General features: G+C 29.7%; 22 protein-coding genes, 2 tRNA genes and 1 riboswitch. Of the genes, 16 read left to right on the plus strand and 8 right to left on the minus strand.

What is annotated here, in order from left to right:
• Nucleotides 1-102 precede the first annotated feature (102 nt).
• A riboswitch (yybP-ykoY riboswitch) is annotated at nucleotides 103-210 on the plus strand.
• Nucleotides 211-284: 74 nt separating this feature from the next.
• The 4 genes from AA076_RS05000 to AA076_RS05015 all read left to right on the plus strand — a co-directional run bounded on the left by AA076_RS05000 (nucleotide 285) and on the right by AA076_RS05015 (nucleotide 6,656).
• Nucleotides 285-1,088 (plus strand): TerC family protein, encoded by an 804-nt coding sequence (locus AA076_RS05000; RefSeq protein ID WP_000928413.1) that lies wholly within the window; start codon nucleotides 285-287, stop codon nucleotides 1,086-1,088.
• 218 nt (nucleotides 1,089-1,306) lie between these two features.
• The gene (locus tag AA076_RS05005; protein ID WP_001805132.1) at nucleotides 1,307-3,631 is read left to right on the plus strand and encodes a S1C family serine protease; all 2,325 of its coding nucleotides are present in this window, start codon (nucleotides 1,307-1,309) and stop codon (nucleotides 3,629-3,631) included.
• Nucleotides 3,632-3,647: 16 nt separating this feature from the next.
• Complete coding sequence (locus AA076_RS05010) at nucleotides 3,648-5,006, plus strand: TrkH family potassium uptake protein (protein WP_000021864.1); 1,359 nt, start codon at nucleotides 3,648-3,650, stop codon at nucleotides 5,004-5,006.
• Between the two features lie 138 nt (nucleotides 5,007-5,144).
• Nucleotides 5,145-6,656: a bifunctional metallophosphatase/5'-nucleotidase gene (locus tag AA076_RS05015; protein ID WP_000414177.1), complete on the plus strand. Its 1,512-nt coding sequence runs from the start codon at nucleotides 5,145-5,147 to the stop codon at nucleotides 6,654-6,656.
• 179 nt (nucleotides 6,657-6,835) lie between these two features.
• On the opposite strand, the gene AA076_RS05020 is transcribed toward AA076_RS05015, so the two are convergent.
• From AA076_RS05020 to AA076_RS05030, 3 genes are all read right to left on the minus strand, one after another.
• Nucleotides 6,836-6,924: transfer RNA gene (locus AA076_RS05020), tRNA-Ser, on the minus strand.
• 2 nt (nucleotides 6,925-6,926) lie between these two features.
• Nucleotides 6,927-7,001: transfer RNA gene (locus tag AA076_RS05025), tRNA-Asn, on the minus strand.
• A gap of 141 nt (nucleotides 7,002-7,142) precedes the next feature.
• A complete protein-coding gene (locus AA076_RS05030) occupies nucleotides 7,143-7,712 on the minus strand; it encodes a competence protein ComK (protein ID WP_000287265.1) in 570 nt (189 codons plus the stop codon).
• Between the two features lie 209 nt (nucleotides 7,713-7,921).
• Here AA076_RS05030 and AA076_RS05035 point away from each other — a divergent pair, with 209 nt between their 5' ends.
• A complete protein-coding gene (locus AA076_RS05035; RefSeq protein WP_000876826.1) occupies nucleotides 7,922-8,140 on the plus strand; it encodes an IDEAL domain-containing protein in 219 nt (72 codons plus the stop codon).
• An 80-nt stretch (nucleotides 8,141-8,220) separates the two neighbouring features.
• Here AA076_RS05035 and AA076_RS05040 read toward each other — a convergent pair whose 3' ends face one another.
• Nucleotides 8,221-9,207: a lipoate--protein ligase gene (locus AA076_RS05040; RefSeq protein WP_000668820.1), complete on the minus strand. Its 987-nt coding sequence runs from the start codon at nucleotides 9,205-9,207 to the stop codon at nucleotides 8,221-8,223.
• A 198-nt stretch (nucleotides 9,208-9,405) separates the two neighbouring features.
• Between AA076_RS05040 and AA076_RS14700 the strand changes: the two genes are divergently transcribed.
• From AA076_RS14700 to AA076_RS05075, 8 genes are all read left to right on the plus strand, one after another.
• A complete protein-coding gene (locus AA076_RS14700) occupies nucleotides 9,406-9,582 on the plus strand; it encodes a YkvS family protein (RefSeq protein WP_000214898.1) in 177 nt (58 codons plus the stop codon).
• Between the two features lie 14 nt (nucleotides 9,583-9,596).
• A complete protein-coding gene (locus AA076_RS05050; protein WP_002871039.1) occupies nucleotides 9,597-10,199 on the plus strand; it encodes a CPBP family glutamic-type intramembrane protease in 603 nt (200 codons plus the stop codon).
• A gap of 315 nt (nucleotides 10,200-10,514) precedes the next feature.
• Nucleotides 10,515-10,577 carry a hypothetical protein gene (locus tag AA076_RS16130; protein WP_228764722.1) on the plus strand — a complete coding sequence of 21 codons (63 nt, stop codon included), beginning with the start codon at nucleotides 10,515-10,517 and terminating at the stop codon, nucleotides 10,575-10,577.
• 538 nt (nucleotides 10,578-11,115) lie between these two features.
• Nucleotides 11,116-11,217 carry a hypothetical protein gene (locus AA076_RS14710; RefSeq protein WP_001790623.1) on the plus strand — a complete coding sequence of 34 codons (102 nt, stop codon included), beginning with the start codon at nucleotides 11,116-11,118 and terminating at the stop codon, nucleotides 11,215-11,217.
• 9 nt (nucleotides 11,218-11,226) lie between these two features.
• Nucleotides 11,227-11,499 carry a lactococcin 972 family bacteriocin gene (locus AA076_RS14715; RefSeq protein ID WP_001790097.1) on the plus strand — a complete coding sequence of 91 codons (273 nt, stop codon included), beginning with the start codon at nucleotides 11,227-11,229 and terminating at the stop codon, nucleotides 11,497-11,499.
• A gap of 43 nt (nucleotides 11,500-11,542) precedes the next feature.
• Nucleotides 11,543-13,507, plus strand: coding sequence for a bacteriocin-associated integral membrane family protein (locus tag AA076_RS05065; RefSeq protein ID WP_000870806.1), 1,965 nt, complete (start codon nucleotides 11,543-11,545; stop codon nucleotides 13,505-13,507).
• 2 nt (nucleotides 13,508-13,509) lie between these two features.
• Nucleotides 13,510-13,830: a YxeA family protein gene (locus tag AA076_RS05070; RefSeq protein WP_000668623.1), complete on the plus strand. Its 321-nt coding sequence runs from the start codon at nucleotides 13,510-13,512 to the stop codon at nucleotides 13,828-13,830.
• Nucleotides 13,827-14,468, plus strand: a complete 642-nt coding sequence (locus AA076_RS05075) for an ABC transporter ATP-binding protein (protein ID WP_000571178.1) — start codon at nucleotides 13,827-13,829, stop codon at nucleotides 14,466-14,468. The genes AA076_RS05070 and AA076_RS05075 overlap by 4 nt, the downstream gene beginning before the upstream one ends.
• 87 nt (nucleotides 14,469-14,555) lie before the next feature.
• Here AA076_RS05075 and AA076_RS14720 read toward each other — a convergent pair whose 3' ends face one another.
• Nucleotides 14,556-14,846 (minus strand): hypothetical protein, encoded by a 291-nt coding sequence (locus AA076_RS14720; protein WP_001795544.1) that lies wholly within the window; start codon nucleotides 14,844-14,846, stop codon nucleotides 14,556-14,558.
• 278 nt (nucleotides 14,847-15,124) lie between these two features.
• On the opposite strand from AA076_RS14720, the gene AA076_RS05085 reads away from it, so the two are divergent.
• Complete coding sequence (locus tag AA076_RS05085) at nucleotides 15,125-15,412, plus strand: hypothetical protein (RefSeq protein ID WP_000410720.1); 288 nt, start codon at nucleotides 15,125-15,127, stop codon at nucleotides 15,410-15,412.
• A 5-nt stretch (nucleotides 15,413-15,417) separates the two neighbouring features.
• The gene (locus tag AA076_RS05090; RefSeq protein ID WP_000719184.1) at nucleotides 15,418-16,899 is read left to right on the plus strand and encodes a glycosyltransferase; all 1,482 of its coding nucleotides are present in this window, start codon (nucleotides 15,418-15,420) and stop codon (nucleotides 16,897-16,899) included.
• Between the two features lie 88 nt (nucleotides 16,900-16,987).
• On the opposite strand, the gene AA076_RS05095 is transcribed toward AA076_RS05090, so the two are convergent.
• On the minus strand, nucleotides 16,988-17,344 hold the full coding sequence (locus tag AA076_RS05095) for a DoxX family protein (protein ID WP_000766009.1): 357 nt from the start codon (nucleotides 17,342-17,344) through the stop codon (nucleotides 16,988-16,990).
• A gap of 487 nt (nucleotides 17,345-17,831) precedes the next feature.
• Here AA076_RS05095 and AA076_RS05100 point away from each other — a divergent pair, with 487 nt between their 5' ends.
• Entirely contained in the window at nucleotides 17,832-18,791 is a 960-nt protein-coding gene (locus AA076_RS05100; protein ID WP_001081351.1) for an ABC transporter substrate-binding protein, read from the plus strand.
• Between the two features lie 45 nt (nucleotides 18,792-18,836).
• On the opposite strand, the gene AA076_RS14725 is transcribed toward AA076_RS05100, so the two are convergent.
• A complete protein-coding gene (locus AA076_RS14725; protein WP_001790177.1) occupies nucleotides 18,837-18,968 on the minus strand; it encodes an SAR1012 family small protein in 132 nt (43 codons plus the stop codon).
• A gap of 63 nt (nucleotides 18,969-19,031) precedes the next feature.
• Nucleotides 19,032-19,247 carry a TM2 domain-containing protein gene (locus AA076_RS05110; RefSeq protein WP_000867357.1) on the minus strand — a complete coding sequence of 72 codons (216 nt, stop codon included), beginning with the start codon at nucleotides 19,245-19,247 and terminating at the stop codon, nucleotides 19,032-19,034.
• Between the last annotated feature and the right edge of the window lie 34 nt (nucleotides 19,248-19,281).

Raw genomic sequence — 19,281 nt, forward strand, 5'->3', positions numbered from 1 at the left:
CGAATTTGTTACATTAAAAATAATTGTTTCGTTGAAGAAAAATAAATTGTATATTTTAAAAGAAAAAGGTATACTATGATGTATCAAATGAATAACCTATGGCATTTTGTCAGAGGGGAGTAACTTAAGAATCATGACCGTATAAATGATTCGACACTTTATCGTCATTACGAAGATATCTTCCGGTAAAGTGGGCAATTTAAATTGCTTAGTGAGACCTTTGCTATTTATTTAGCATAGGTCTTTTTGTTTGTACTTAACTTATTTATTTAAAGGAGTTGTACATGTTAATGGATCCAAGTTTGATCTTACCTTATTTATGGGTACTTGTCGTTTTAGTATTTTTAGAAGGCTTATTAGCAGCAGATAACGCGATTGTTATGGCTGTAATGGTTAAGCACTTACCACCCGAACAACGTAAAAAAGCTTTGTTTTACGGTTTGTTAGGTGCATTTGTATTTAGATTTTTAGCATTATTCTTAATTAGTATTATCGCGAACTTTTGGTTTATTCAAGCTGCAGGAGCGGTTTACTTAATTTATATGTCAATCAAAAATCTGTGGCAGTTCTTTAAACACCCAGAAATTGAAAGTCCTGAAGCTGGAGATGATCATCATTATGATGAATCTGGTGAAGAGATTAAAGCAAGTAACAAATCATTCTGGGGAACTGTGTTGAAAATAGAATTTGCAGATATCGCATTTGCCATTGATTCTATGCTTGCTGCTTTAGCTATTGCTGTAACACTTCCTAAAGTTGGTATTCACTTTGGTGGTATGGACTTAGGTCAGTTCGTAGTCATGTTCCTAGGTGGAATGATTGGTGTTATTCTAATGCGTTATGCAGCAACATGGTTTGTAGAGCTATTAAACAAATATCCAGGACTTGAAGGTGCAGCCTTCGCGATCGTTGGTTGGGTAGGTGTTAAATTAGTTGTCATGGTATTAGCGCACCCAGACATCGCTGTATTGCCTGAGCACTTCCCACATGGCGTATTATGGCAATCTATTTTCTGGACAGTACTAATTGGATTAGTAATTATCGGTTGGTTAGGTTCAGTTGTTAAAAATAAAAAATCGCATAAATAATTGATGTGAAGCGGACAATCTTAATTTAGTTTAAGGTTGTCCTTTTTCATTTAATTGAGTGATTTATGAAAAATGGATTTTGAAGAATGTGAATCAAAAGATGCGATATAGTATTAAGAAAATGTGCCTTTTATATTTAGCATTTTTTCAATAGAAATTATATAGATTTTAAAGCAAATTAGGTGTTAATGTGTCATAATGATAAGTGATTTTATTGAATGGAGTGGACATTAGTGGATATTGGTAAAAAACATGTAATTCCTAAAAGTCAGTACCGACGTAAGCGTCGTGAATTCTTCCACAACGAAGACAGAGAAGAAAATTTAAATCAACATCAAGATAAACAAAATATAGATAATACAACATCAAAAAAAGCAGATAAGCAAATACATAAAGATTCAATTGATAAGCACGAACGTTTTAAAAATAGTTTATCATCGCATTTAGAACAGAGAAACCGTGATGTTAATGAGAATAAAGCTGAAGAAAGTAAAAGTAATCAGGATAGTAAGTCAGCATATAACAGAGATCATTATTTAACAGACGATGTATCTAAAAAACAAAATTCATTAGATTCAGTGGACCAAGATACAGAGAAATCAAAATATTATGAGCAAAATTCTGAAGCGACTTTATCAACTAAATCAACCGATAAAGTAGAATCAACTGAAATGAGAAAGCTAAGTTCAGATAAAAACAAAGTTGGTCATGAAGAGCAACATGTACTTTCTAAACCTTCAGAACATGATAAAGAGACTAGAATTGATTCTGAGTCTTCAAGAACTGATTCAGACAGCTCGATGCAGACAGAGAAAATAAAAAAAGACAGTTCAGATGGAAATAAAAGTAGTAATCTGAAATCTGAAGTAATATCAGACAAATCAAATACAGTACCAAAATTGTCGGAATCTGATGATGAAGTAAATAATCAGAAGCCATTAACTTTACCGGAAGAACAGAAATTGAAAAGACAGCAAAGTCAAAATGAGCAAACAAAAACCTATACATATGGTGATAGCGAACAAAATGACAAGTCTAATCATGAAAATGATTTAAGTCATCATATACCATCGATAAGTGATGATAAAGATAACGTCATGAGAGAAAATCATATTGTTGACGATAATCCTGATAATGATATCAATACACCATCATTATCAAAAACAGATGACGATCGAAAACTTGATGAAAAAATTCATGTTGAAGATAAACATAAACAAAATGCAGACTCGTCTGAAACGGTGGGATATCAAAGTCAGTCAACTGCATCTCATCGTAGCACTGAAAAAAGAAATATTTCTATTAATGACCATGATAAATTAAACGGTCAAAAAACAAATACAAAGACATCGGCAAATAATAATCAAAAAAAGGCTACATCAAAATTGAACAAAGGGCGCGCTACGAATAATAATTATAGTGACATTTTGAAAAAGTTTTGGATGATGTATTGGCCTAAATTAGTTATTCTAATGGGTATTATTATTCTAATTGTTATTTTGAATGCCATTTTTAATAATGTGAACAAAAATGATCGCATGAATGATAATAATGATGCAGATGCTCAAAAATATACGACAACGATGAAAAATGCCAATAACACAGTTAAATCGGTCGTTACAGTTGAAAATGAAACATCAAAAGATTCATCATTACCTAAAGATAAAGCATCTCAAGACGAAGTGGGATCAGGTGTTGTATATAAAAAATCTGGAGATACGTTATATATTGTTACGAATGCACACGTTGTCGGTGATAAAGAAAATCAAAAAATAACTTTCTCGAATAATAAAAGTGTTGTTGGGAAAGTGCTTGGTAAAGATAAATGGTCAGATTTAGCTGTTGTTAAAGCAACTTCTTCAGACAGTTCAGTGAAAGAGATAGCTATTGGAGATTCAAATAATTTAGTGTTAGGAGAGCCAATATTAGTCGTAGGTAATCCACTTGGTGTAGACTTTAAAGGCACTGTGACAGAAGGTATTATTTCAGGTCTGAACAGAAATGTTCCTATTGATTTCGATAAAGATAATAAATATGATATGTTGATGAAAGCTTTCCAAATTGATGCATCAGTAAATCCAGGTAACTCGGGTGGTGCTGTCGTCAATAGAGAAGGAAAATTAATAGGTGTAGTTGCAGCTAAAATTAGTATGCCAAACGTTGAAAATATGTCATTTGCAATACCTGTTAATGAAGTACAAAAGATTGTAAAAGATTTAGAAACAAAAGGTAAAATTGACTATCCCGATGTAGGTGTTAAAATGAAGAATATTGTCAGTCTAAATAGTTTTGAAAGACAAGCAGTTAAATTGCCAGGAAAAGTTAAGAACGGTGTTGTTGTAGATCAAGTTGACAACAATGGTTTAGCAGATCAATCTGGTCTGAAAAAAGGTGATGTAATTACTGAATTAGATGGCAAACTTTTAGAAGATGATTTACGCTTTAGGCAGATTATATTTAGTCATAAAGATGACTTGAAATCAATTACAGCGAAGATTTATAGAGATGGTAAAGAGAAAGAAATTAATATTAAACTAAAATAATGTTGAGGTGAACAACGTGTCAATTTTTAGCCAGTTTTTAAAAAGATCAAGCCCTCAACAAGGTATTGTATTGTACTATATCGTCGCAATTGTCATTGCATTTTTATTATTAAACTTACCGTATGTTCATAAACCAGGTGTAGAAGTAAATCCAATTGACACATTATTTGTTGCCGTATCCGGAATTAGTGTTACTGGATTGTCTCCGATAAGTATTGTCGATACCTATTCTACATTTGGACAATTAATTATCCTCGTGATATTAAATATTGGTGGAATTGGCGTCATGGCAATTGGTACGATGTTATGGGTGGTACTAGGTAAACATATTGGAATTAGAGAACGTCAGTTAATTATGTTAGATAATAACAAAAACACAATGAGTGGTACCGTCAAATTGATTATTGATATTGTAAAATCAATATTTGTAATCGAACTCGTAGGAGCCATGTTATTAGCATTTTACTTTTATCGAGATAATCCAGATTTAAAATATGCAATCATGCAAGGTGTTTTTGTTTCTATTTCTGCCACTACCAATGGTGGATTAGATATTACAGGTAAGTCATTAATTCCTTATGCACATGATTATTTTGTACAAGCGATAGTTATATTTTTAATAATTTTAGGATCAATCGGCTTCCCAGTATTATTAGAAGTTAAAGCTTATATTCAAAATAGGGTTACTAATTTTAGATTTTCATTATTTACTAAAATTACGACATCAACATATTTATTCCTATTTATTGTTGGGGTATTAGCCATTCTATTATTTGAACATAACCATGCGTTCAAAGGTTTAAGTTGGCATCAATCGTTATTCTATTCGCTGTTTCAATCAGCGACTACAAGAAGTGCGGGTCTTCAAACAATTGATGTGACAACACTAAGTGACCCCACTAATATTATCATGGGTATTTTAATGTTTATAGGATCTTCGCCAAGTTCGGTTGGTGGCGGTATTCGTACAACAACTTTCGCTATTTTAATTTTGTTTTTAATTAACTTTAGTAATAATGCCGATAAAACATCCATTAAAGTTTACAATAGAGAAGTACACATTATGGATATTCAACGTTCATTTGCAGTATTTACAATGGCGACAATTTTAACATTTTTAGGAATGCTAATTATATCAGCTACTGAAAATGGTAAGCTTACATTTTTACAAGTATTTTTTGAAGTCATGTCTGCATTTGGAACTTGTGGACTATCGCTTGGTGTCACAAGTGATATTAGTGATATTTCTAAGGTCGTACTAATGATACTCATGTTTATAGGACGTGTTGGCTTAATATCATTTATCATTATGATAGCAGGACGTCGAGAACCAGATAAATTCCATTATCCAAAAGAACGTATTCAAATAGGATAATATAATAGCAATCTAAGTTTAGTTAATGTAGATTTTAACTGGAACTTAGATTGCTTTTTTAGTTTGTATTTTTAACTTATTTTATAAGACGATTGGTTTCGAAAATGGTAAACTAGTAACAATGAGAGGTGTAACATGATGGAAAAAAATGAAAACATTAATGTAGAGATTTTAACTACGTCAGATATGCATAGTCATTTCTTAAATGGTGATTATGGTTCAAATATTTATAGAGCTGGTACTTATGTTAACCAAGTAAGAGCACAAAATCATCGCGTCATTTTATTAGATAGTGGCGGAAGTTTAGCTGGCTCGTTAGCGGCCTATTATTATGCTATTGTTGCACCTTATAAACGACATCCAATGATAAAGTTAATGAACAGAATGCATTATGATGCTAGCGGTGTGAGTCCAAGTGAATTCAAGTTTGGTTTATCATTTTTAACTCGTTCAATTGCTTTGGCACGTTTTCCATGGTTATCAGCAAATATTGAATACAATGTTACTAAGGAGCCTTATTTTTCAACTCCATATTGTATTAAACATTTTGGTGACTTAAAAATTGCTATCGTAGGCGTCACAGCAGATGGTTTAATGGAAAATGAGTATTCTGAAATGGAGCAAGATGTATCTATTGAAAAGACATTAGTGGCATCAAAACGTTGGATTAGATATATCCATGAAGTTGAAGAGCCAGATTTTTTGATTGTAATTTATCATGGTGGATTGAATAAAATTAGTAATAGTACGAAAAATAAAAAGGCAAGTTCGAATGAAGCTGAAAAATTAATGGAAGAACTCGGTGTTATAGATTTAATGATTACAGCTCATCAGCATCAAACAATAGTAGGTCAAGATCATGAAACGTATTATGTTCAGGCTGGTCAAGATGCCAAAGAGCTTGTACATCTTTCGATTAATTTTAAAAAGAGAACAACAACTTATGATGTTGAAAGCATTGATTCTAAAGTGATTGACTTAAATGAGTATGAAGAGGATCAAGAATTATTAGATTTAACATTCTATGATAGAAAAGCAGTGGCTTATTGGTCACAGGAAATCATAAGTGATAAAGGTTTGATGTTATCAGTAAATGGGTTACAAGATTTAGTCTGTCAAACACATCCATTTTCGCAATTATTACATGATGCAATTCACCTTGCATTTGATAATGATATAACATGTGTCCACGTGCCTATGAACGGAGAGAAGGGGTTGAGTGGACAGATTCGAAATGAAGATTTGTATCATGCATACCCATATCCAGATAAGCCAATGGATATGACAATTAGTGGTCAAAATATCAAAGATATATTGGAGTATAGTTATTCACATTTAGATTTTGTTAACGAGCAATTAAGCTTAACAATTATTGATGAAACGTTATGTACAATGTGGCAAGGATTCAATTATGAGATTGATATGAATCAAGAACCTGGGCAACGAGTAATGTTAGATCAAATTGATTTGACTAAGAGTTATAGAGTTACAATGACTGACTATTGTTATCGTAACTACAAGAATTATTTAAAAAATGCTATTATACATGAATCATACGATGAAACAATGAGTACATTAATTGCAGAGAAGTTAAGAGATCCGAATTATCGTATTTCATGTAGTGATAATTTTATAGTTAAAAACAGGTAAATATTGCTATGTAATAAATTAATTATAAGTTCAACAAGTATAAAAACCTTTCTTAGAGAAGATTATCTAGGAAAGGTTTTTAGAATTTTAAAATTGATATAAAAGAACAGTGAAATTCTCATTCATTATATATAAGTAAACAAAAAAGCTAAAATGGTATATACCATTTTAGCAAGTAACGGAAACGGAGGGATTCGAACCCTCGCGCCGCTTTCGCGACCTACACCCTTAGCAGGGGCGCCTCTTCAGCCAACTTGAGTACGTTTCCAATGGCTCCACAGGTAGGACTCGAACCTACGACCGATCGGTTAACAGCCGATAGCTCTACCACTGAGCTACTGTGGATTAATTTGTATGTGTTTGAATATCAAGCACAAATATTATTATAACAAGATTAAGTTAATTTGCAATAGATACCTTAAAAAAATATGCAGAACATTTACACTATATTTATAAAACATTCCGCATATTTTAAAAATAAACAATTTATTTATCTTCAAATAAAGAATAGCGTGTCAATGCTTCAAACACATTCAATGTGGCTTTATTATAATCTATTGGTTGGTCGGGATTTTTTGATATCATGCGAGATTGTTTATCTACCATGTAATAGTAAAAAATGGAATTGTTATATTGATGCCATAAACTGTGGTATGAAACATGAAGAATGATTGATTCATTATTAATAAATGTCACTTTACATTTACGATTTTTTAATTCTTTAATACTTTCGATATAATGCATATTTAACCAAATATTTTCATTTTGTCTGTCAGAATGTGTTGGGAAAAAATAAGTTGGAAATAATGGTGTTAGTAAAATAGGTGGTTTACTAGAAATGCCAGTAATGCGGTTTGTCTCTGCTTTCTTGCCAAGATAAGTATTACCATAAAATTTGCAAGAGCGTTCAATGATTTTCTGGACTTTAAAAGGATTTTGAATACGCGTTTTGTCAAACCGAATTATTTCACTACCGTTTCTTTGATCGTCATCATCAAATGCTGGTCGAATAACCATGTCTCCTTTGCGTATCACATAAATATTTTGAGAATACATAAGCAAAACCTCGCTTTATTAAGTTTTAAACCATTAATATAAAAATACAATTAATGATATAAAGATATTTTATAATAAAATTCTGAGTTGTCAAGTTATTATTTTGGTGAAAATGTACAATAATTTTTAACTAATAGTCAGAATATTCATTGATTTCAAAATTAGAAAAATGTATACTTATTATAAATTAAAGAAAGGTAGTGGTTTCTATGAAATACAATACTAATGTTAAACATACAACTTTAGAAGCGTTTGTCACAACTGTCAATGATTTGGGTATTGAATTAATTATCAATGAAGCACTTCGAGAGGTAAGAAAACGACAGCTCATAGAACTTATAGATGACGCACTCGTCAATAAAGATGAAGCAGCATTTAATCAATATACGGCAGAATACAAAAATTTGGAGGCATTTCTCGGTGAATAACATTGATTCGAATTCCATAACGCAATCATAAAAGGACTATTCTTAACATCTCATACATGTAAGAATAGTCCTTTAATCGTTTATGACATTAATCTAATTAATTCATGTCTATCTATGTCACCGAAATAATGATATAAATCATATTCTGATAGTGCTTCTTCTATGTGCTCAAAGTCGTGTAGACAGCCAACTAATGCATTTTCAAGATCAGTGACATCTCCGACACCAAAGAAATCACCGAATATTTTTGCATGTTCGATTTTACCTCGTTTAACATCAAACTTAATTTGTACAAATCCTTTTTCAAATTTTTCCTCGCGTTCAAAGTTATATTTAGGGTTTCTACCATAATTCCATTCCCAAGTTCTATATTTGTCGTTACTTAACTTTTCAATATTTTCCCAATCTTCATCCGTTAATTTATATTCTTCTACTTCAGTTTCTCCAAAGATAGTTTTCAAGATGATTTTTTTAAATTCTTCAATTTCTAAAGGGTCATTTAAAAATTCTTGAATGTTTGCTACCCGTTTACGAACAGATTTAATACCTTTTGATTTAATCTTAGCTGGATTAACTTTTAGTGCATTCTGAACTTCGTCTAAATCACTATTTAACATCAACGTACCATGACTAAACATTCTATTTTTAACTTTAACCATAGCATTCCCTGAGATTTTCGCTTGTCCAACTTGAATATCGTTACGACCAGTTAATTCAGCATTTACGCCTAAAGATTGTAATGCTTGAACAATTGGTTCAGTGAATTTTTGGAAATTGTGGAAACTGTTACCATCATCATCTGTTATAAAACTAAAGTTTAAATTGCCAGTATCATGATAAACAGCGCCACCACCAGAAATTCTTCTTACTACATCGATGTTGTGAGCATCGATATATGTCTGATTTACTTCCTCTATCGTATTTTGATTCTTTCCAACAATGATAGATGGTCTATTTATGTAAAATAAAAAGTAACTTTCTTCTGCTGGTAAATTTTTTAAAACATATTCTTCCATTGCTAAGTTTAAAGTTGGATCTGTAATATTATTATTACTAATGAATTTCATTACAATCTCTCCCTTATATCTATATATATTCTCTACTTATTTATGCCTTAACTTTGCTCAAAATGCCAATTATATACTCACAAATCATTCTAAATATCGGCTTAAAGTTACATTTTATTATTTTTGATTGTTAATAGTTTATTTGTTAAGTGAATTTTAGTACAATATAATTTAGTTATGATTTAAGGAGGACTTAAAATGACTGTTGCAGAAGTGGGTAACATTGTTGAGTTTATGGATGGATTAAGAGGTCGTGTTGAAAAAATCAACGATAACTCTGTTATTGTTGACTTAACAATTATGGAAAATTTTAATGACCTTGATTTACCGGAAAAAACTGTTATCAATCATAAACGATATAAGATTGTTGAATAAGAAGGTAAGTTATAATGAATAAAATCTCGAAGGCTTTAACTTGGTTTATTATAAGTTTCATTATATTTCATCTCATATTATTTATTATGTGGGGCGAACACCAAGAATACTGGTATTTATATACAGGTATAATGCTAATTGCTGGTATCAGTTATGTATTTTATCAAAGAGATATTGAATCTAAGCGGTTGCTTACATCAATTGGTGTTGGTATTATTACGGGAATTATTTTAATTATGCTTCAACTTTTATTCTCACTTATAACTTCTAATTTAAGTTATAGTTCATTAATTAAAGAATTAGCAAGAACAGGTGTCAATTGGAAGTGGCAAATGTTAGTAACTTTACTTTTTGTCATTCCATGTCACGAGTTATATATGAGAACTGTTTTACAAAAAGAATTAACACATTTTTCAATACCGAAATGGGTAGCTATATTAATAACTGCAATTTGTTCTAGTTCATTATTTATTTATTTAGATAATTGGTGGATAGTAACATTTATATTTGTTGCACAAGTGATATTATCATTAAGTTATGAGTATACTCGACGTATAGCAACAACATCCGTTGCACAAATTGTAGCTATTATATTGTTATTAATTTTTAATGCTTAAATAAGCTTTTCTTAGACGTATGTGTTCTAAGAAAAGCTTTTTTGCTTAAGAATAGCAATACGAAGATTCGAGGCATGCTTCATTATAGTGGTAATATTTTTTAACAGCAAGCGGTTATTATTGAGATTAGGTTTTAGTCAGTTTTTATTACTAAATATTTTATAAAAATGGTATAATATTTTTGAGCAAGTTGAATTGATGGTGGCTATCTGAGTAAAGGGGGGTGGTGCCTATGGCATTACTTAACACTTTTGAAAGGAAAAGCCTATTGTGATATCTATTGCAAACGCATTACATTTAATGTTAAGTTTCGGTATGTTTATCGTCACTTTCATTGGTATAGTAGTAGCAATAATAAATTTAAGCAATAAAAAATAACCATCATTTCAAAACTTTGACATAGAATGATGGTTAAAGAAAATCTCATTTAGTCACCGTCTTTTTAACGGGCTCATTAGGCGACATGTTCCTGCATGTCGTCTTTTTACATTTTTATAGTAACATATCTTTTATTTAATTGTCTATTTTTATTAGATGTGTAACAAAATTTTGAAGTATTTTCCGTATATTGCCTGCTAAACATGTCAGATTTGAAAGGAAAATCATACTGTGGTAGAAATCAATTATGATTATATGGTAGTACTTATAAATAAGTGATTTCTATTGAATATGTAATGAAGTTCATATATTAATATAACTTTCATTGATATAGAAGTCGCAATGATTAATTTAAACAATAAAAAACAACCATCATTTCCAAACTTTGACAACGAATGATGGTTAAAGAAAATCTCATTTAGTCACCGTCTTTTTAACGGGCTCAATAGGCGACATGTTCCTGCATATCGTCTATTTATACACTGCACAATTTAATAATAATACAATTATACTTTGATGTCCATTTAACATAAAGTGGTTGAAATTTGCAGCAAATAAATTAACCTTGACTATTTTCAGAAAATTCTGTATAAATAACGAAAAAGAGATATGGATTAAATATGAAGAGGTGTTTTTATAGAAGAATAAAATTTTTGGCACTATATTATATTTAACTTTAGCACTTGGATTATCAACAGCAGCTTATGCATCTACAGAATACGCAGAAGGAGGCACTTGGAGTCATGGTGTCGGCAGTAAGTATGTTTGGTCGTATTATTATCATGGTCATAAAGGACATGGTGCAACAGCTATTGGAAAATATAGATCATTTAGTGGTTATACAAGAGCTGGTGTAAAAGCAAAAGCATCAGCTACTAAACATAATTGGTGGGTCAATAGAGCGTATTATAACATTTATTAAATACTAAAAAATCATAGAAAATAAACAACGCAAGAGGTACAACATGAAATGGTTCAAATTAATACTTGATGTTACAATCTTCATTCTGATTGCTATATTGTTATTTGTTTATACATATAAAGAAAACGAAGAAATATTGCCTGATACTAAATACCCTATAGCGGTAACTGACTGGAATAAAAAATATAGTAAAAATGAGATTTATAAACGTATAGATCAATTCGCTAAAAATGAGAACGTAGCAATCTATAAATCAACTTCAAATTATACAAACAAAAACGTAGATAAAGATATATATGTATTTAATAAATCAAAAGCAGCAACTATCACTCCTTTTAATGCTAAATATAACATTCATTATTTAAGTGACGACGAAGTATTAAAAAAAGATATCAAAGGGAGTTATTTTGTAAAAGACAAAAATTTTGACGTGTCTAAATTCATAAATTTTTTAAAAGAATATGGTGTTACTGCTGAATCATACAAAATAGATCATATGATGATTGCCGTTGGTGTCATTAAACAAATGAATATAGTAGTTCCATTATCCTCACTTTTAATCGTTTATTTTATTTATTATATTTTCGAAAAGAACATTAATTTCAAAGCGTATGCGATTAAGTATTTAAATGGTTTTACATTAAGAAAAATAATTTTCGAAAATTTTTCAAAGAAATGCACGTATTGGGTAACGTTAATCATAACTCAAATTCTTTTAACTACAAGTGTACTTTGGATATTAAATTACACGGGTAATTTAGATTTATTCATATTAAGAATAGTTCTGCTTTCATGTCTTTTCATTTTAACGATTAGTGTTATTAATTTATGGACTTTCTTAATGTTACTAAATTTAAATATTGCAAATATGATTAAAGGTAAGCAGCACTTTAAAACAATTCGTTTTATTAATACAGTTTGTAAAAGTATTCTCTTAGTACTAATAGCTAATGTAATGATAGAAAATACTAGTGTTATTAAAGATTTGAATAAAATAAAAGAAACTGAGAAATATTGGAATGTATTAGATGATTATTACACGATTGAATTTGCACCTTATCACGAAACAAAACAAAGTTTGATTGATAATATGGTGCGATCAGAACAATTAGTAAAGGCTAGTGAAGCAGAAAATAATGCGATTTTATTCAAACCAAAGGGTGACTCCGTTGACAATGACAACTTTTCGCCTGATGAGGGGAATGTAATATTAGTAAATAATCAGTTCTGGTCGATTTATTACAAGCAGTTTCAACCTGATATTCCGATAAAAAATCAAAAAAATAATGTCGAAGTAATTATTCCACAAAAGTTTCATGCAATGCGTAATGAAATCAATCAAGCATATCATTCATGGTTTGAATTTGTACAAAATAAAAATAATAAAGAGAATAAGTTATCTATACAGTTTATCAACAAAAATGATTGTCGAATTTTTTCATTTGATGCACGAGATAGTCGCCATTTGTCATTTATAGAGGCGCCAATCATTGTGAATGTTCAGGCATCAGATTTATCGAATGATTTTTATTATGCCATGATCAGTCAAGGCGGGTATTTATTCAAAAATTATGACGCGCTAGTAAAAAATATTGAAAAGTATCATCTTGATGGGGAAATCAGTGGAATAACCAATTATAAAGATAGCGTGATGGAAATGTATCATGAAAACAATTTGAAATTAACAGTACTCAACTTTTCACAAATCATTATCGCAATCATTTTAATAATTATTATTTTATTTGATGTGAAATATTATTTTGAACAGCATCGAAAATTACTCGTAATCAAAAAGCTATATGGTTATTCAACATTAAGAGCCAATTACCAATACTTATTAATAAATAATATAGTTGTTATTTTTATTGGAATATTGACGAATGTAATTTTACATTCTCACTATATAATGATGTTATTTGCAACGATTCTTGTCGTTCAAATATTATTGCAGATTTGCAGCCTATACTATCATGGCCGACGTTTTAATGAAGTTATCAAGGAGTTTTAACTATGAAATTTATCATTGCAATATTATTAGGATTAATATTATCCATTACTATTGCTTTTACAATCATACATCATCCTATACTTGATCGTTTTAATCCTTTCTTAAAAACGGAGTATAGTTATGCCAAAGTGCCAAAAGGTACGCAACAATATGTTAATATTACGGCTTATAGTGAAAGAGGGGAAAAGCTTGATTATAAATTAACATTTAATGGATTTTCACCTAGTAGAACGTATGTCGAAATAAAGCATAAAGGGCAATATGTCATATCGATCACATATGTTGAAAAAGAGGATACACCAAAAGAGGTAAGACAAGAATGATAGAATTAAAAGATTTAACCATACAAAAAGGTAATACACATATTTTGAAGAAACTTAATTTGAAATTTCAATGTGGAAAATCATATGCACTTATTGGTAAAAGTGGATGCGGTAAATCTACATTATTAAATACTATTGCTGGACTTGAAAAAACAGGAAAACAATATGTCTATTTTAATGGTCAATTAGAACAATTTAAATCTAATTTTTACAGAGATAAATTAGGATATTTATTTCAAAATTATGGATTAATCGATAATTTGACAGTAAATGAAAATTTAGATATTGGATTAGCATATAAAAAAATAAGTAAGAAAGAAAAAGAACAAATAAAGATACGTTATATAGAACAGTTTGGTCTGTCAAACAGTTTAAAAAGAAAAGTTCATACGCTAAGTGGAGGTGAACAACAACGTGTCGCTTTAATTAGAATGATGTTAAAAGATCCGATTGTTATGTTAGCTGATGAACCAACGGGTGCGTTAGATCCTAAAACAGGACAGATGATTATTCAATCATTATTTGGTTTGGTCGATGAAAATAAAGTGCTGATTTTAGCAACACATGATATGGCTATTGCAAATCAATGTGACGAAATAATAGATTTAGAACAGTATAGAAAAGTAGCATCTATGTGATATCCAAAAGATAAAATTAAAAGCCAATCAATGGGAAATGTTGACTTCAACACTCCGTTTGATTGGCTTTTATACTGTGTTACTAAGTTATGAAAGTAACAACGGCAAACTGAAAAAAAGCAATATAATAATATTTAATACGATTAGTAATAAATGTAATTGATTTTTCGTTTTAATATAGCAAAAAACAATGACTAAAGATAACAACAATATCATGATTGCACCTGGGAAGAACCATAATGCTGAAGCTGTGTACCAAATCATTGGTAACGCCATAATAATAAAAGATATAAGACAAGAAAGGATACCAATAATATTATAAGTTCTAGTCAAAATTACACCTCCAATTTTCACTTTAAAATGACATGCGTAAAACAATCATTTTAAATACATTATACAATAAAATTAAATTGTGCGGTAGAAGAATTTGAAATTAAATTGAATTGTTTTTGGTAGTTGGTATATTTATAACACTCTGCAAAAGAATGTAGCAAAATTAGATAAATTAGATTATTTAAAATTATGCGTGATATTATTATTTTTATCATGCAAATAATTATAATAACAATATTTAATTATTGTATTTACAGTTGATTAATAGCGTTGTGAAGTATAAAATTATTTTGTAAAACAATTTTGTTATTAAGAGGTGCGCTATGGAAAAGGGGATTTTCAATTACGATAATGCGAATGTATTAAAATTAGATACTAATCAGTTAAATGAAAACATAAAAGTCATTGACGATATATTTAAAAATTATGAGCAGATAGAGCCAACTATAGAAGTCGAAAATGGAAATACAAAATTAAAATTAAATGGATATTTTATTGCGTCAATTATAAGCCCATTAAATTTAAATAAACTTAATAATTTATATGTTGAAGAAGAATTTTATCATACATATAACGAATTAATTGTTAAATATACTGAGGTAAAGGAATAATTATAATGAAAAAAATATTTATGATGGTACATGAGTTAGATGTGAATAAAGGTGGTATGACCTCTTCGATGTTCAATAGAAGTAAAGAGTTTTATGATGCGGACATACCTGCTGATATTGTTACTTTCGATTACAAAGGAAACTATGATGAAATTATTAAAGCTTTGAAAAAACAAGGTAAAATGGATCGAAGAACGAAAATGTATAATGTATTTGAGTATTTTAAACAAATTTCAAATAATAAACATTTTAAGTCTAATAAATTGTTATATAAACATATTTCAGAAAGACTAAAAAATACGATTGAAATTGAAGAGAGTAAAGGTATTTCAAGATATTTTGATATAACGACTGGTACATATATTGCCTACATTAGAAAAAGTAAATCTGAAAAAGTGATTGATTTCTTTAAAGATAATAAACGAATTGAACGGTTTAGTTTTATAGATAATAAAGTGCATATGAAGGAAACATTTAATGTAGATAATAAAGTTTGTTATCAAGTATTTTATGATGAAAAGGGATACCCATATATTTCAAGGAATATTAATGCTAATAATGGTGCTGTAGGTAAAACTTATGTGTTAGTTAATAAAAAAGAATTTAAAAACAATTTAGCACTGTGTGTTTACTATTTAGAAAAACTAATAAAAGATTCTAAAGATAGTATTATGATTTGTGATGGACCAGGGAGTTTTCCAAAAATGTTTAATACAAATCATAAAAATGCTCAGAAATATGGCGTTATTCATGTTAATCATCATGAAAATTTCGATGATACGGGTGCATTTAAAAAAAGTGAGAAATATATTATTGAGAATGCGAATAAAATTAACGGTGTAATTGTATTAACAGAGGCACAAAGATTAGATATTCTTAATCAATTTGATGTAGAAAATATTTTCACTATTAGCAATTTTGTTAAGATACATAATGCTCCAAAACATTTTCAAACTGAAAAAATCGTAGGTCATATTTCTAGAATGGTACCAACGAAGCGAATTGATTTGCTTATTGAAGTGGCTGAGTTAGTCGTAAAAAAAGATAATGCTGTTAAATTTCATATATATGGAGAAGGATCTGTCAAAGATAAAATAGCTAAAATGATTGAAGATAAAAATTTAGAAAGAAATGTTTTTCTTAAAGGATATACAACAACTCCACAAAAATGCTTGGAAGATTTTAAATTAGTCGTTTCTACATCTCAATATGAAGGTCAAGGGTTAAGTATGATAGAAGCAATGATTTCTAAAAGGCCTGTTGTTGCCTTTGACATCAAATACGGACCAAGTGATTTTATAGAAGATAATAAAAATGGTTATTTAATAGAAAACCATAATATTAACGACATGGCTGATAAAATACTTCAGCTTGTTAATAATGATGTATTAGCAGCGGAGTTTGGTTCGAAAGCGAGAGAAAACATTATAGAAAAATATTCAACGGAATCAATATTAGAAAAATGGTTAAATCTTTTCAATAGCTAAATGAAAAAATCCTAGGTATTCATGAGTACCTAGGATTTTTACGCATGATAAATACAAAAAAAGAGAGGATAGTCCTCTCAAACAATAGTTAATAAAATTGTAGCCATTTCTTCCAGCTGTAACTACTAATACAAGCTAAGTTCATTACGATATGTATGATTTCAAATTCATAACCACTTACATATCCTCTTGTAAGTTTAAGTGTGAAGATTGAGCCTAACATAACACAAATATAAAAAACATTAACATAAGGCGTTAAAAAGCCGATAATAAGTGCTAAACCTCCAACAACTTCACCAATTGACATCAATACTGCGATGGTAGGTGGTAAACCTAAAGAGCCTAAGAAGTGAATTGTTCCATCTAAATCAACAAATTTCAAAGTACCATGCACTAAGAATGATGTTGCTAACATCCATCTAATTAAAAGCATACCTAATTTCATCATGTCACCTCCAACATTCATATTTTTAAAACATAGTCCAAATTATATTTGTAAACATGTGGAAAGTAAAGATTTTTTATAAGATTAATTATTAAATATTTATTAAATATTCTATTGTATTGAACAATTGTTGTAGAAAGATGTTTAAGTCATCAGTTACTTTTTGTATTTATAAATAAAGATTAGTACAGCATAGTGCAAAGATTATAGGGAAATGAATTAACTATTGCATCGCTATTTATGAATCGTAAACACTATTATGAAATTGCGAGAGTAGTATGGACAATTAGAATGATGGTTTGAGATAAATGAGTGTTATTAACCAGTGCGTCATTTTCAAAATTAGATGCCATTTGCTGTTTATAATAAGAAGATTTGATAATTAACTATGATAAGAAAAAATAATAATCCCCTAAATACATTATAAACAAATTAAATGATAAAATAATAATATATATTTCTACTAAAGTTGTTTGGAGGTAAATGTGTGAATAGGAATATCGTTAAACTAGTTGTGTTCATGCTAATTTTAGTTGTAGCAGTAGCGGGTTGTGGTCAAAAAGATACTGAAGAGAAAACTGAAATGACGACAATAAAAGATGAATTAGGAACTGAAAAAATTAAGAAAAATCCTAAACGTGTTGTTGTATTAGAATATAGTTTTGCTGATTATTTAGCAGCATTAGATATGAAACCTGTTGGTATTGCAGATGATGGCAGCACTAAAAATATAACAAAGTCAGTAAGAGATAAGATTGGGGCATATGAATCGGTTGGATCTAGACCGCAACCGAATATGGAAGTGATAAGTAAATTAAAACCGGATTTGATCATTGCAGATGTTAGCAGACATAAGAAAATCAAATCAGAATTGAGCAAAATTGCTCCGACAATCATGTTAGTTAGCGGTACGGGAGATTATAATGCAAATATTGAAGCATTTAAAACAGTCGCTAAAGCAGTAGGCAAAGAGAAAGAAGGCGAGAAGCGTCTGGAAAAGCATGATAAAATATTAGCGGAGATTAGAAAGAAAATTGAACAGAGTACGTTAAAATCTGCATTTGCATTCGGTATCTCAAGAGCAGGTATGTTTATTAATAATGAAGATACATTTATGGGACAATTCTTAATTAAAATGGGTATTCAACCTGAAGTCACAAAAGACAAAACTACGCATGTTGGTGAACGCAAGGGTGGTCCTTATATATATTTAAATAATGAAGAACTTGCCAATATCAATCCAAAAGTTATGATTTTAGCCACTGACGGAAAAACGGACAAAAATAGAACGAAATTCATTGATCCTGCAGTTTGGAAATCATTAAAAGCTGTGAAAGATAACAAAGTTTATGACGTTGACCGAAATAAGTGGTTGAAATCAAGGGGGATTATCGCAAGTGAAAGTATGGCAGAAGATTTAGAAAAAATTGCAGAAAAAGCAAAATAAAAATACAGCGCTACTCGTAAATCATATAAGAGTGGCGCTGTATTTTTAATTATGTTTATTATCTGTCGGATGTGATGATTTACCTGAAAGTTTATTTCGAATAAATTTAATTACATAACCGACAAGGATTGTTTTAACAGTTCTTTTAATGAATTGGCGCATCGTTACATACCTCATTTCTCTATATCTTACGAACTATATACCCATTCATATATGCTTTTTAAACGTCATTGTCACAATTTAATTTTTAGGGAATATAATATAACCATCTTTATCTGCTTTTTTAGTAAAAATGACAAAAATTGCATGTATTATTGAGATGATGGTAGGGATACCTGTCCAGAAAAATAATAAGTGAAAAAGACCTTGTCCAAATTTATCAGCATAAAATTTATGAATACCTAAACCTCCAAGAAATAATGCAACAATAACATAAATGGCTTTATTGACTTTCATTTGTAAATCCTCCTTAACTATAATTCTACTTAAA

Origin of the sequence: Staphylococcus aureus (genome assembly GCF_001027105.1) — a bacterium.
GTDB classification, from domain to species: domain Bacteria; phylum Bacillota; class Bacilli; order Staphylococcales; family Staphylococcaceae; genus Staphylococcus; species Staphylococcus aureus.

Coding starts and splice junctions, on each gene's coding strand:
- AA076_RS14700 (WP_000214898.1), top strand. CDS start 9,406: ATGACTGTTGCAGAAGTGGGTAACATTGTTGAGTTTATGGATGGATTA.
- AA076_RS05075 (WP_000571178.1), top strand. CDS start 13,827: ATGATAGAATTAAAAGATTTAACCATACAAAAAGGTAATACACATATT.
- AA076_RS05070 (WP_000668623.1), top strand. CDS start 13,510: ATGAAATTTATCATTGCAATATTATTAGGATTAATATTATCCATTACT.
- AA076_RS14725 (WP_001790177.1), bottom strand. CDS start 18,968: ATGAGGTATGTAACGATGCGCCAATTCATTAAAAGAACTGTTAAAACA.
- AA076_RS05040 (WP_000668820.1), bottom strand. CDS start 9,207: ATGAAATTCATTAGTAATAATAATATTACAGATCCAACTTTAAACTTA.
- AA076_RS05030 (WP_000287265.1), bottom strand. CDS start 7,712: ATGTATTCTCAAAATATTTATGTGATACGCAAAGGAGACATGGTTATT.
- AA076_RS05090 (WP_000719184.1), top strand. CDS start 15,418: ATGAAAAAAATATTTATGATGGTACATGAGTTAGATGTGAATAAAGGT.
- AA076_RS05015 (WP_000414177.1), top strand. CDS start 5,145: ATGGAAAAAAATGAAAACATTAATGTAGAGATTTTAACTACGTCAGAT.
- AA076_RS05085 (WP_000410720.1), top strand. CDS start 15,125: ATGGAAAAGGGGATTTTCAATTACGATAATGCGAATGTATTAAAATTA.
- AA076_RS05095 (WP_000766009.1), bottom strand. CDS start 17,344: ATGAAATTAGGTATGCTTTTAATTAGATGGATGTTAGCAACATCATTC.
- AA076_RS05050 (WP_002871039.1), top strand. CDS start 9,597: ATGAATAAAATCTCGAAGGCTTTAACTTGGTTTATTATAAGTTTCATT.
- AA076_RS05065 (WP_000870806.1), top strand. CDS start 11,543: ATGAAATGGTTCAAATTAATACTTGATGTTACAATCTTCATTCTGATT.
- AA076_RS05110 (WP_000867357.1), bottom strand. CDS start 19,247: ATGAAAGTCAATAAAGCCATTTATGTTATTGTTGCATTATTTCTTGGA.
- AA076_RS05005 (WP_001805132.1), top strand. CDS start 1,307: ATGGAGTGGACATTAGTGGATATTGGTAAAAAACATGTAATTCCTAAA.
- AA076_RS05000 (WP_000928413.1), top strand. CDS start 285: ATGTTAATGGATCCAAGTTTGATCTTACCTTATTTATGGGTACTTGTC.
- AA076_RS05035 (WP_000876826.1), top strand. CDS start 7,922: ATGAAATACAATACTAATGTTAAACATACAACTTTAGAAGCGTTTGTC.